The organism is Xanthomonas sp. 1678 (assembly GCF_031455575.1).
In the GTDB taxonomy this organism is placed as follows: domain Bacteria; phylum Pseudomonadota; class Gammaproteobacteria; order Xanthomonadales; family Xanthomonadaceae; genus Xanthomonas_A.
In genome coordinates, this window is record NZ_JAVDSZ010000001.1 from 289,976 (window position 1) to 301,881 (window position 11,906).

An 11,906-nucleotide genomic window follows, 5' to 3' on the forward strand; every position below is an offset into this window, starting at 1 on the left:
TCAGAGCTCCCGCTTGAACATCAGCAGCGGTTTGGTGCCCGGCAGGGTGAGGACGTTGACCAGTTCCCAGCCCAGCTTGCCTTGCTTGCTCAGTTCGGCCTGCAGTTCCTCCATCTTCAGGCCCAGCATCAGATTGGTCTTGGCTTCGACGGTGAGATATTCCCAGCGTTTGCTCATGATTCCGGCGCCTTGTCGTCGCCGGGCTTGGGCAGCCGGCCGGCCTTGCGCAGCGCGTCGCGCAACACGTATTCGATCTGCGCGTTGAGGCTGCGCAGTTCGTCGTCGGCCCAGCGCTGCACCGCCGCCAGCACGTCGGCGTTGATGCGCAGCGGATAGGCCTTCTTCTCGCTCATGCGGAACGGCTCATATGCATCCGTGCGGCCGCTGCCGCACGGAGGTGGCGGGGCTCGCGCATCAGTACAGCGAACCGGCGTTGACGATCGGCTGGGCGCCGCGGTCCGAGCACAGCACGGTCAGCAGGTTGCTGACCATGTGCGCCTTGCGCTCCTCGTCCAGCTGCACCACGCCGCTCTTCTGCAGTTCGGCCAGCGCCATCTCGACCATGCCCACGGCACCGGCGACGATGCGCGTGCGTGCGGCGATCACCGCGTTGGCCTGCTGCCGCTGCAGCATCGCCTGGGCGATTTCCGGCGCGTAGGCGAGGTGGCTGATGCGCGCTTCGATCACGTCCACGCCGGCCTGGGTCAGGCGCTCGTCGAGGTGGCGCTTGAGCTGTTCGCTGATCTCGGCCGGATGGCTGCGCAGCGAGATCTGGCTGTCCTCGTGCTGGTCGTACGGATAGCTGGTGGCCATCGCGCGCAGCGCCGATTCGGACTGGATGTGCACGAAGCTCTCGTAGTCGTCGACGTTGTACACCGCCTCGGACGCATCGATCACCTGCCACACGATCACCGCAGCGATCTCGATCGGGCTGCCGTCCAGCTCGTTGACCTTGAGCCGGCCGCTCTCGAAGTTGCGCACGCGCTGGCTGACCTTCTTCTTCGAATAGAAGGGGTTGTTCCAGCGCAGGCCGTTGTCCTTGACCGTGCCCACGTACTTGCCGAACAGGCTCAGCACCGCGGCCTGGTTCGGCTGCACCGTGTACAGCCCGCACAGGCCGAGCAGGGTCGCGGCGCCGATCAGCAGCCCCAACAGCACCAGCGGCAGCGAGGTCGGACCGCCGCCGACCGGGTCCTTGATGATGCCGATCACGAACAGCCACAGCGCCACGCCTGCCAGCGCCAGGAGGCCGAGCAGGGCCGGGATGCCGGAGAGCGAGCGAAGCGTGCGTTCTTTCATTGCGGTATTCCCCCAGGTGTGTGAACAAACGATATCACTTTGATATCTGTTTGCAAGAGGGGTGTTCGGGCCGTTCGCGGTGGGGCGGGCGCGCCGGCCGTTAGAATGGCGCCCCTCTTTCCGCGCAGGCACCGCCGCCATGACCACCCTGGGAACCCCGCTGTCCGCTTCCGCCACCCGCGTGCTGCTGCTGGGCTCGGGCGAACTGGGCAAGGAAGTGGCGATCGAGCTGCAGCGCTTCGGCGTGGAGGTGATCGCCGCCGATCGCTATGCCGATGCGCCGGCGATGCAGGTCGCGCACCGTTCGCACGTGCTGGACATGCTCGATGCGATGGCGTTGCGCGAGCTGATCGCACGCGAACAGCCCGATCTGATCGTGCCGGAGATCGAGGCGATCCATACCGAGACGCTGGTGGCGCTGGAGCGCGACCACGGCCAGCGGGTGATCCCGACCGCGCGCGCGGCGCGGCTGACCATGGACCGCGAGGGCATCCGCCGCCTGGCCGCCGAGACCCTGGGCCTGCCGACCTCGCCGTACCGCTTCGTCGACACGCCGCAGGAATACCGCGAGGCCATCGCCGCGGTCGGCCTGCCGTGCGTGGTCAAGCCGGTGATGTCGTCCTCGGGCAAGGGCCAGAGCACGCTGCGCAGCGAAGCCGAAATCGACGCCGCCTGGGAATACGCGCAGACCGGCGGCCGGGCCGGCGCCGGCCGCTGCATCGTCGAGGGCTTCATCGACTTCGACTACGAGATCACCCTGCTGACCGTGCGCCATGCCGCCGGTACCGCGTTCTGCGATCCGATCGGGCACTGGCAGAAGGATGGCGACTACCGCGAGAGCTGGCAGCCGCAGCCGATGTCGGCGCTGGCGCTGCAGCGGGCGCAGGAAATCGCGCGCGCGGTCACCGACGACCTCGGCGGCTGGGGCCTGTTCGGCGTGGAACTGTTCGTCAAGGGCGACGAGGTGTGGTTCAGCGAAGTCTCGCCGCGGCCGCACGACACCGGCCTGGTCACGCTGGTCTCGCAGGAACTGAGCGAGTTCGCGCTGCATGCGCGCGCGATCCTGGGCCTGCCGATTCCGGTCATCCGCCAGAGCGGGCCGTCGGCCTCGTGCGCGCTGCTGGCGCACGGCGAAGGCGTGCCGCTGTTCGGCAACGTGGCCGCCGCGCTGCAGGCCCCGGACACCGCGCTGCGCCTGTTCGGCAAGCCCAGCGTGCACGGCCACCGCCGCGTCGGCGTGACCCTGGCGCGCGGCGCCAGCATCGACGAAGCGCGCCAGACCGCCCGCGACGCGGCAGCGGCCCTGACCATCGAACTGAAGGCCTGACGGCACGGAAAAGTGACGCGCTAGTCACGCCGTTCCCAATCCCGAATCCCGAATCCCAAATCCCGGCCACTCCTCAACCCGGCGGCGCGAACCGCGCCGCCGCCAGGCGGATGCTCCACACCAGTTCCACCATCGCCAGGTTGTTGAGCAGCGCCTCGCCGCCGAGCACCAGCCAGTAGCCGGCGCCGTCGACCCAGAACGGCACGAACGACCAGTCCGGCAGCAACAGCTGCGGTTCGCTGTAGAACGACACGTAGCGCTGCGCGCCGCTCCAGCCACGCGCGCTCTGCCGCTGGGCGAAGCCGGAGAAGTCGGCTGCGGCCACGCTCAGCGTGTCGGCCTCGTCCTGGCTCAGCCCGGCATGGCCCAGGCGGAAGCCGCCGTCGGAGGCGAGCACGGCGCGGCGTTCGGCCGACAGCGGCGCGATCACGTGCTGGGCGAAATCGTCCAGGCGGATCTCCGGGCCGGGCAGCGGGCGCCGCAGCAGCTGGATCCATTGCCGCTCGCGCGCCTCGGTCAGCAGGCGCTGCGCATCGCCGTCCACGCGCGTGCGCCATTCCGGCAGCGACAGCGCGCCGTGCGCGCTGAGCAGCAGTTGCAGCGCGCGCTGCATGCGGTTCGGCGCGGCGCTGGCAAAACCGTGCAGTACGCCGTGCGGCGTCGGCATCAGCCAGGTCGGGTCTTGGTCGTTCATGGCCGATGCTCTGCGATGGAAAGGGGGAAGTCGGCGGCGACGCTGCGGCCGCCGAGCAGGTCGCGCTGCTGCAGCCAGCGTGCGGTGCGGTCCCAGCGATCGCCCAGCGCCAGCGCATGGCGGCGCAGCTCGCGGCTGGCGAGCATGAAGGCGAGCTTGTCCTGGCAACTGATGCAGTAGTCGAGGAACTCGCGCTCGCAGCGCGCCGCGGTCAGCGGCGCGCCTTCGCACAGCGCCTCGACCACCTCGCGCACCATGCGTCGCGAATGGTCGGGGCTGGCCCGGCGGACCCGCGCCGGCACGTCCGCCGATGGTCGCGCCAGCACGCTCCAGCGCGTGGCCAGGGCGTTGATCGGCAGCAACGCGTGGCCATGGCTGTGGCGCTGGAAGGCCTCGGCCACGTGCGGCGGCAGGTGCGCGGCGGCCATCTGCAACGCGACCTGGCGCAACGCCGTGTCGTGCCGCGGCAGCGCCACGAACAGGTCGGCGAGCACGCCTTGCGCCGGCTCGTTGTCGTGCAGCTGCAGCGCCGCATGCAGGCGCGCCAGGTGTGCGGCGGCGTCGCGCGGATCGCGCAGCAGCGCGCGCGCATGCGTGCGCATCACCAGGCGGGCCGGATCGGGAGCGGGGCGGGTGGCCATGGCGATGCGCTCAGTCCAGCAGGGTGTCGATCAGGTCGATCATGAATTGCGCGTCCTCCATACCCATCGCTTCGAAGCCCTGTTCCAGGCCCAGCGCGTCGAGCACGCCCTGGTCCTCGCGGTGCGCGGCGTCGCCCAGCGCCAGCAACGCCGCCTGCAACGCAGGCAGCTGCGCGGCGATGCGCGGATGCGCCAGCAGCACGTGGCCGATGTCGCACAACGCGCTTTCCACCAGCGGCCGCAGCCGTTCCCGGGTCAGCCGCGACAGGCGGCGATAGGCATCGGCCAGGAACAGGCCGGCATCGGCTTCGCCTTCCAGCAGCAGCCGCGCCACCGCGGCGTAGCTGCTGGCCGGGCGCCAGGCGATGCGCTCCGGGTCGAGGTCGGCCGGCTCCAGCAGGCGCAGCGCGATCAGGCGCACGTCGTGGTTGTCGGTCAGCGCGATGCGGCAGCCGTAGGACAGGTCTTCGACGCAGCGCGCCGGCGCGTCCATGGCCGCGGCGATCACCACCTCGTCGGCATGCCCGCGCGGACGTGCGACCGGCAGGTAGCCGCGCGTGCGGATCAGCGCGCTGGCATCGAACGGGCTGGCGTACACCAGGTCGACCACGCTGGCGTCCAGCACCTGCTTCTGCTCGGCGGCATCGGCCGGCATCAGCAGGTGCAGGCCGACGCCGGCGCGGCGCTGCAGCACGGTGCTGAGCAGGTACCAGCCGCCGAAGTGCTCCGGCGCGAAATCCGGCGCGACCAGGAAGTCGAGGCTCATGCCGGCGCCTGCGCGCGTTCGTCCTGCAGCCACTGCGCGTACAGCGGTTGCAGCGCGTCGATGCGCCGCCGCGAGGGCTTGCGCCGCACGGAAGTGAAGCCGACCACCTGGCCGTCGCGCACGTTCGGCAGCGCGGTGGCGTAGACCCAGTAGCAGGCGCCGTCGCGGCGCAGGTTCTTGACGTAGCCGTGCCACTTCTCGCCGCCCAGCACCGTGTCCCACAGGTCGGCGAATGCGCGCCTGGGCATGTCCGGATGGCGCAGGATGCAGTGCGGCGCGCCGATCAGCGTCGCCCGCGGCCAGCCGCTGAGTTCGACGAAGGCGTCGTTGGCATGGGTGATAACGCCGTCCAGGTCGGTGCGCGACACGATCAGGCGCCCGTCGGGGTAGGCCACTTCGCGTTCGCTCCAGTACACCAGGCGGCGGCTGCCGTCGTGATAGCGCAGCTCGGCGCTGCGGTGCGGTTCGTGCGGCGGATCCATCGGCGGCAGCGGCATGGCGGCGCTCCTAGAGGATCTGCTGCAGCGCCTGGGCGGCGCGCTTGATGTCCAGGAACACCAGGCCGAGCTTGGCGCTGGGCTTGGCCAGCACGGTCAGCACCGCTTCGCGCCCGGCCGCGCTCATGATCACGTAGCCGAGTTCGCCCTGGATCAGCACCCGTTCCAGCGGCCCGCGCGCCAGCTCGCGCGCGCTGCGCTCGCCCAGCGCCAGCAGCGCGGCGGACATCGCGCCGACGCGATCTTCGTCCATGCCCTGCGGCATCGCCGAGGCGATGGTCAGTCCATCCAGGGAGATCAGCGCCGAGGCCTCGATGTCGGCGGTGGCGCCGTTGAGTCCCTCCAGCGCCTGTTGCAGCTGTTGCGTTCGCATGCTCGCTATCCGTTGACGCATCCCGACGGGGTGCGGAATGCATTGGATAGCGTTTGCGCGCCGTTGCCCTTGATCTGGATCAAGGCCGCGGCGCGGCGACCCCCAAAGTCCGGATCAGCTCAGTCGCCGGCGACCGCCAGCGCTACGAATCCCTAATCCCGACTCCCCAATCCCGGCTCCCCAGCCACATCCACCCACACCAGGTGATGGTCGCTGCCGTCGGCGATCGCCGCGGTCGGGGCGCTGGAGGCCGGCCAGAACACGCCGCTGTCCAGGTAACGGAAACCGACCGACGGCAGCACGTAGTCCAGCCGCATCGCGCCGGACTTGGGCCCGAAGTCGCCGGTGACCTGCGCCGGCGAACCGCGCCGGACGATGCCCTGCGCGGCGTAGGCGCGCGCGGTTTCCTCGCCACCGGCGCTGCGCGGGGTCGGGTAGCGCAGCACGCGCGGATGTTCGATCAGTTCGACGATGGCGTCGTGGCGGCCATCGCCGTCGACCGGATCGTTGTTGAGATCGCCGAGGATCACGAAGCGCGCGTCGGCGCCCAGGCCGCCGCAACGGCCGGCGTCGTCGCACAGCCAGGACGCGCTGCCGGTGCCGCCGAGGTACTCGCGCCACAGCCGCAGCTCGTCGTGGTTGCGCGCCGCATTGCGCTTCTCCGCGCCGTCGAACACCGGCGGCGTGGGGTGCGCGACCAGCGCGTGCACCACGCCCAGCGGGGTGCGCACCGGCACGTCCCAATGCGACTTCGACGACAGCCGCAGCTGCGCCCACACCGCGTCGCTGTAGAACGTGCGGCCGCTGGCCGGATCGGTCGGCCGCAGCGCGCCGGGCATCGCGCTCCACTTGAGCAGGCGGAAGCTGCGCACCGCATCGGTGTCGATCGGGTACCTGGACAGCAGCAGCATGCCGTACTGGCCCGGATGCAGGCCGTAGCCCCAGGCGTCGTTGCCGCGCGCGCGGCCCTGGCCGCCGGCGTGGCCGTCGTTGTCCAGGTCCAGGCCGCTGGGCACGCCGGTGTTCACCGGCGCCAGGTAGCGGTACGGATAGCGCAGCGCGGCGCCGCCGCCGGGTTGTGCCACGTCCAGATAGCGCTGCTGGAACAGGTCGGCGGCACGGTGCGCGTCGTCGTAGTCGAACTCGTTGAGCAGCACCAGGTCCGGGCGCACCTGCTGCAGCACCGCGGCGATCTTGCGCGCGTGCGCGCTGTCGCCCTGCAGTTCGGCGATCAGGCCGCCGTCCTCGTCCGAGTACAGCGAGGTGTTGTAGGTGGCCAGGCGCAGCGGCGCGGCCGCGGGTGCGGCGGGCGTGGCGGCGGTTTGGGCGGGGCCGGTGTGCGCGCAGGCGCCGCACAGCAGGGTCAGGGCAAGCAACAGGGCGCGTGGGTTCATGCGCGCAGTTTGGCACGCGGCGCATGTCCGAACGATGGCGCCGCGGCGGCGCGCGGATCACCGCTTGCGGAAGCTGGAGCGCGGTGCCCGGGTCGGCGCAGGCAGCAGGTGCGGGCGCGGCGCGCGCGAACGCCGCCGCGCTCAGTCGCCGGGGCGGCCGGCGTCCTCGTCGAACGCGCGCCAGCTGCGCCCGTCGTAGGCCTGCAATGGCCGGAAGCGGCGCTTGTAGTCCATCTTCTGGTGGCCGCGGATCCAGTAGCCCAGGTACAGGTAGCTCAGGCCTTCGCGCCTGGCCCATTCGATCTGGTGCAGGATCGCCAGCGTGCCAAGGCCGCGTCCGGCGGCGTCGGGATCGTAGAAAGTGTAGACCGCCGACAGCGCCTGTTCGGCGATGTCCGTCACCGCCACGCCGAGCAGCGGCCCGCGCGCACCGTCCGCCGTCTTCTGGCGCATCTCCAGGAAGCGCCCGTGCGACCAGCGGCCGATCAGGAACTGGTCGAACTCGTGCGCGCCGTGTTGGTCCATGCCGCCGCCGGGATGGCGCATGCGCAGGTAGCGCTGGTACAGCGCCAGCTGCTCCTCGCTGCGTTCGGCGGCGACGATGCGCACGTCGATGTCGGCGTTGCGCGCCAGGCAGCGGCGCTGGCTGCGGTCGGGCACGAACTCGGCGACCGGGATGCGCACCGCCACGCAGGCGCGGCAGTGGTCGCAATGCGGCCGGTAGACCAGATCGCCGGAACGGCGGAAGCCCCAGCTCAGCGCCAGCGGATACAGCGCGCCCAGGCGCGGGTCGTGCGGGTCCAGCACCAGGTCGCGCGCCTGCCGTTCGGGCCAATAGCCGCACGCGTGCTGACCGGTCTGGAACAGCCGCAGGTCGTCGCTGACGTCGGTATGGATGGCCATGCGGTCAGCATAGCGCTTCGCGATCGCAGCGGCCGCGACTGTCCGCCGCATGAATGCGCCCCTGCGCGGGTCAACCGCGCCGGCGCCGGGGCGTTGATTGCAGTGAAGGCGCCGATGCGCCGGCCCGCTCCGCGGTCCGTCCGTTCTGCGCTGGTGACTGCCGTACGCGCATGTCGCGTCGGCACGGTTCCTTCCTTTTCCCTCAGGGAGTTTTTCCATGAATTACCGCAATCCGCTGCTCGCCCTGGCTGTGCTCGCCGTGCTGTCCGCCGGCGCCTACGCCGCCAACCCGCCGCCGCCGTCGGATCCCGCCGCGCCGGCCGATGCCGGCGGCTTCGCCAAGCTCGACAAGAACGGCGACGGCGTCGTCGATCGCAGCGAGGCCGCGGCCAACCCGCGCCTGGCCGAGCATTTCGATGCGCTCGACAAGAACCACGACGGCAAGCTGACTCCCGACGAGTTCCCGCGCCATGGCCGTCACGGCGAGCGCGGCGGACGCGGCGAGCATGGCGCGATGCTGGCCAAGCTGGACACCAACAAGGACGGCCGCATCAGCCGCGACGAGGCCAAGGCCGATCCGAAGTTCGCCGCGCGCTTCGACAAGATGGACGCGAACAAGGACGGCTTCGTCGATCGCGCCGACTTCGAGCTGCGTGGCAAGGAGCATCGCGACGCCTGGTTCGCCAAGGCCGACACCAACAAGGACGGCATGCTCAGTCGCGCCGAGTTCGATGCGGCGCAGTCGATGTGGATGCACAAGCCTGGCCAGAAGCCCGGTCAGAAGCAGGGGCCGAAGCCGGCGCCGGCCGCGTCCGACGCGAACTGACCGTCCACTCCGCAACAAGCAAGTAACAAGCAACAAGGCGCCGATCGACACCCGCCCCTGCGCAGCGATGCGCAGGGGCGTTTTTTGTTTGTCCGCGCAGCGCTACCGCAGCACACCGGTTCAATCGCCATGCTCCTGTAGGAGCGGTTCCGGGTGGCCTCGGGCCATCAACCGCGACAGGTACATTGGCGAAGTGACGAGCTTCGGCGGCCTGTCGGGGCTGAAACCCCTCCTACAGTGCATCCAGCCAGCCAATCGCAGGCGGTTTCAATCGCGACAGGCCCATTGGCCCAGTGGCGAACTTCGGCAGCCTGTCGGGGGCTGAAGCCCCTCCTACAGTGCAGCCAGCAGTGCCGCCAGTCAGTCGATCGCGAGCGGCTTCAACCGCCACAGGCGCGGTGGCGAAATCGCCGGCTTCGACGGCCGTCGATCGTCAACGGCCACACCCAAACCCTGCAAGAAACACGATGCCGTGCCGATGACGACTCAGTTCCCGCGCTGCGCCGGTTGCACCCGCACCCGCACTTCGTCGTCGTCGGCGCTCGGCGCGGGCTGCGGCGCCGCCGCGTTGGCCGGCGCTGCGACCGGCGCCGCTGCGGGCACCGCAGCCTGGTTGCCGCGATGGCGCAACACCGTCACCAGCGCCACCGCGCCGATCGCCAGCAGCAGCGCGACGCGGATGCGCCACGCCCAGCGCTTGCCGGTGTCCGGCACCGCCTGCGAGCGGAATTCGCTCAGGTACGGCAGCGTCTGTGCCGGGTCCTGGCGGGTGCTGTCGATCAGGCCTGACTCGCGCAGCAAGGCGCGCGCGCGCGGCTGGTCGTCGGCGTGCACCACCCACACCGTGGGTTGCACCTGCGTCGCCATCGGCTCGATGTAGCTGAACTGGCCGCTGCGCCGGCTGCGGTAGGAGCGGCCGTTGCTGAGCCGTACCTCGATGCCGTGCTCGCGCAGCAGCTTGGCCACGCCTTCGGCGGTTTCCACGCGCTGACTGCTGAAGATCTGCCGCATCGTCGTCGTCTCAGTACTTGGCCGGGACCTGCGCTGTGGCGCCGGCCTCGGGCACCACGCGGATCAGGCCTTCCTGCGCGGTACTGGCGACCAGCACCCCGTCGCGGGTGAAGAACTGGCCGCGCGCCAGGCCGCGCGACCCCTGCGCGCTGGGGCTGTCCAGCGAATACAGCAGCCAGTCGTCGGCGCGGAACGGGCGATGGAACCACAGCGCGTGGTCGAGCGAAGCCATCTGCACGTTCGGCGTGTAGTAGCTGATGCCGTGCGGAAAGGTCGCGGTGCCGAGCAGGTGGAAATCCGAGGCGTAGGCGAGCAGCGCCTGGTGCAGTTCCGGCGCGTCGCCGACCGGCTCGCTCAGGCGCAACCACATCTGCTGGAACGGCGGGCGCTTGGGCGGGCTCAGTTCGTCGCGCGGATACACGTGGCGGAACTCGAACGGGCCGCCGCGCGAGAGCCAGCGCTGCACCTTGGTCGGCAGCGTCGCCAGCACCTCCGGACGCGCGGCCGGGGTCGGCTCGATGTCTTCCGGCTGCGGCACTTCCGGCATCTTCAGCTGGTGGGTGGCGCCGTCTTCCTGCTCCTGGAACGAGGCGGCGCAGAAGAAGATCACCTTGCCGTGCTGGACCGCGGTGACCCGGCGCACCGAGAAGCTGCCGCCGTCGCGGGTGCGGTCCACGTCGTAGACGATGGGATGGTCGATGTCGCCGGCGCGCAGGAAATAGGCGTGCAGCGAATGCACGCGGCGCCCGTTGTCCACCGTCGCCTGCGCCGCCGACAGCGCCTGGCCCAGCACCTGCCCGCCGAACACGTACTTGGTGCCGATGTCGCGGCTCTGGCCACGGAACAGGTTGTCCTCCAGCCGTTCCAGCGACAGCAGTTCGATCAGTTCGGACACGACGGGGGCGGGCGGCTTGGCGGACAAGAGGCGGGGCCTGGGCGAGGGGTGTCCACGATTATACCGGGCCGCCTGCGCCGGCCTGTGTGCCTGCCCCGCTCAGCGCTTGCCCAGCCGCGCCACCAGCGCGTGCAGCGCGGCCTGGGTGTCCGGCGCCTGCCAGCCATCGACGAAGCGCTCGAGCTGGATGTGCTCGTCGGCCAGCGCCGCGCGCAGGTCGGCGCGGGCGATCGCACGGGTCTGCAGCATCGGCTGCCGCGGCCGCTGCAGCAGGTCCTGCAGCCACGCCACCGCGCGCGCGACGACCAGTTCGGCGTCGGCCAGTTCGTCGACCAGGCCGATCTCCAGCGCGCGTTCGGCGCTGACCAGTTCGCCGCCGACCAGCAGCCGCTCGGCGCGGTGCGCGCCGACCACGCGCCGCAGCAGGCGCTGGATCCCTTCCGGCGCGACCAGGCCGACCTGGGTCTCGTTGAGGCCGATGCTGATCGGATGCGCCGGCTCCGGACTGCGCGCCATCACCCGATAATCGCAGCACAGCGCCAGCACGCAGCCGCCGGCCGGCGCATGGCCGGTCAGCGCCGCCACCACCGGGATGGCGCTGTCGGCCAGCGCGCGCGCCGCGCCGAAGAACTGCTGCCAGCTGTCGAGCAGCTTGGCGCGGTCGCTGCCGTGCCCGAGCAGGTGCGGCACGTCCATACCGGCGGAAAAGATGCGCTCGCTGCCGGACAGCACCAGCGCGTGCACCGCGTCGGCCTGCGCCTGCGCGATCGCCGCGGCCAGTTCGGCGCACAGGGCGGTGTCCAGCGCGTTGACCGGCGCGCGCGCCAGGCGCAGCTGGCGGATGGGGCCGTGGTCGAGAACCTGGATCAGCGAGGTCATGCGGAACGTCCGGAGGCGCGGTGCGGGATGGCTATCATAGAGCCACGAAGCTCAAACCATCCGCATGCGTACGGGGCTGGTCAGCGGGCTGGCGTGTCTGGCCGTGTTGGCGCCCGGGGCCGCATTGCCTGCAGCCTGGGGATTCTGCGCGTCGCGACTGAAGTCGCTCCCACACGTCGTGCGGCCGGCGCAATGCGGCGCTGCAGGATGGCTTCAGCGCCCCGGTGGTTTCGGTGTCGGGGACTTTCGGACGGTGTCGGTCGCGGCTGAAGTCGCTCCTACAAGGGCTGGGATTCGGGATTTGGGATTGGGGATTCGGGGAAAGCGAGCCTGCGTAGGATTGGGTCTGCCAATCCCGAATTCCGGCTTTCCACAGCCGAACGGCTGGTCATCCCCAATCC

General features: G+C 70.6%; 15 protein-coding genes. 2 read left to right on the top strand and 13 right to left on the bottom strand.

All coding sequences use genetic code 11. The features are described 5' to 3' along the window. The 3 genes from J2Y70_RS01380 to J2Y70_RS01390 form a co-directional block, all read right to left on the bottom strand. Positions 1 to 177, bottom strand: coding sequence for a DUF4177 domain-containing protein (locus J2Y70_RS01380; RefSeq protein WP_263397614.1), 177 nt, complete (start codon positions 175 to 177; stop codon positions 1 to 3). Continuing rightward, the gene (locus J2Y70_RS01385) at positions 174 to 353 is read right to left on the bottom strand and encodes an Arc family DNA binding domain-containing protein (RefSeq protein WP_263397615.1); all 180 of its coding nucleotides are present in this window, start codon (positions 351 to 353) and stop codon (positions 174 to 176) included. Before J2Y70_RS01385 ends, J2Y70_RS01380 begins: the two co-directional genes overlap by 4 nt. A gap of 61 nt (positions 354 to 414) precedes the next feature. Next, positions 415 to 1,299 carry an SPFH domain-containing protein gene (locus J2Y70_RS01390; RefSeq protein ID WP_309912498.1) on the bottom strand — a complete coding sequence of 295 codons (885 nt, stop codon included), beginning with the start codon at positions 1,297 to 1,299 and terminating at the stop codon, positions 415 to 417. A 139-nt stretch (positions 1,300 to 1,438) separates the two neighbouring features. On the opposite strand from J2Y70_RS01390, the gene purT reads away from it, so the two are divergent. Then, entirely contained in the window at positions 1,439 to 2,626 is a 1,188-nt protein-coding gene (gene purT, locus J2Y70_RS01395) for a formate-dependent phosphoribosylglycinamide formyltransferase (RefSeq protein WP_263397617.1), read from the top strand. A gap of 73 nt (positions 2,627 to 2,699) precedes the next feature. Here the strand turns inward: purT and J2Y70_RS01400 are convergent, their stop codons facing one another. From J2Y70_RS01400 to J2Y70_RS01430, 7 genes are all read right to left on the bottom strand, one after another. After that, positions 2,700 to 3,320 (bottom strand): hypothetical protein, encoded by a 621-nt coding sequence (locus tag J2Y70_RS01400; protein WP_309912500.1) that lies wholly within the window; start codon positions 3,318 to 3,320, stop codon positions 2,700 to 2,702. Further along, positions 3,317 to 3,961 carry a hypothetical protein gene (locus J2Y70_RS01405; RefSeq protein WP_309912502.1) on the bottom strand — a complete coding sequence of 215 codons (645 nt, stop codon included), beginning with the start codon at positions 3,959 to 3,961 and terminating at the stop codon, positions 3,317 to 3,319. The genes J2Y70_RS01400 and J2Y70_RS01405 overlap by 4 nt, the downstream gene beginning before the upstream one ends. A gap of 10 nt (positions 3,962 to 3,971) precedes the next feature. Further along, a complete protein-coding gene (locus tag J2Y70_RS01410; protein WP_309912504.1) occupies positions 3,972 to 4,727 on the bottom strand; it encodes a PhnD/SsuA/transferrin family substrate-binding protein in 756 nt (251 codons plus the stop codon). Further along, positions 4,724 to 5,224 (bottom strand): PAS domain-containing protein, encoded by a 501-nt coding sequence (locus J2Y70_RS01415; RefSeq protein ID WP_309912506.1) that lies wholly within the window; start codon positions 5,222 to 5,224, stop codon positions 4,724 to 4,726. Before J2Y70_RS01415 ends, J2Y70_RS01410 begins: the two co-directional genes overlap by 4 nt. A gap of 10 nt (positions 5,225 to 5,234) precedes the next feature. After that, a complete protein-coding gene (locus J2Y70_RS01420; protein WP_309912508.1) occupies positions 5,235 to 5,618 on the bottom strand; it encodes a roadblock/LC7 domain-containing protein in 384 nt (127 codons plus the stop codon). A 131-nt stretch (positions 5,619 to 5,749) separates the two neighbouring features. Continuing rightward, a complete protein-coding gene (locus J2Y70_RS01425) occupies positions 5,750 to 6,991 on the bottom strand; it encodes an endonuclease/exonuclease/phosphatase family protein (protein ID WP_309912510.1) in 1,242 nt (413 codons plus the stop codon). 141 nt (positions 6,992 to 7,132) lie between these two features. After that, positions 7,133 to 7,894 (bottom strand): arginyltransferase, encoded by a 762-nt coding sequence (locus J2Y70_RS01430; protein WP_309912512.1) that lies wholly within the window; start codon positions 7,892 to 7,894, stop codon positions 7,133 to 7,135. A gap of 217 nt (positions 7,895 to 8,111) precedes the next feature. On the opposite strand from J2Y70_RS01430, the gene J2Y70_RS01435 reads away from it, so the two are divergent. Then, complete coding sequence (locus tag J2Y70_RS01435; RefSeq protein ID WP_309912514.1) at positions 8,112 to 8,720, top strand: EF-hand domain-containing protein; 609 nt, start codon at positions 8,112 to 8,114, stop codon at positions 8,718 to 8,720. A 486-nt stretch (positions 8,721 to 9,206) separates the two neighbouring features. Here the strand turns inward: J2Y70_RS01435 and J2Y70_RS01440 are convergent, their stop codons facing one another. The 3 genes from J2Y70_RS01440 to J2Y70_RS01450 form a co-directional block, all read right to left on the bottom strand. After that, a complete protein-coding gene (locus J2Y70_RS01440) occupies positions 9,207 to 9,731 on the bottom strand; it encodes a DUF2007 domain-containing protein (RefSeq protein WP_263397625.1) in 525 nt (174 codons plus the stop codon). Positions 9,732 to 9,741: 10 nt separating this feature from the next. Further along, complete coding sequence (gene tesB / locus J2Y70_RS01445; protein WP_309912516.1) at positions 9,742 to 10,653, bottom strand: acyl-CoA thioesterase II; 912 nt, start codon at positions 10,651 to 10,653, stop codon at positions 9,742 to 9,744. Positions 10,654 to 10,725: 72 nt separating this feature from the next. After that, the gene (locus J2Y70_RS01450; protein WP_309912518.1) at positions 10,726 to 11,505 is read right to left on the bottom strand and encodes an enoyl-CoA hydratase/isomerase family protein; all 780 of its coding nucleotides are present in this window, start codon (positions 11,503 to 11,505) and stop codon (positions 10,726 to 10,728) included. Between the last annotated feature and the right edge of the window lie 401 nt (positions 11,506 to 11,906).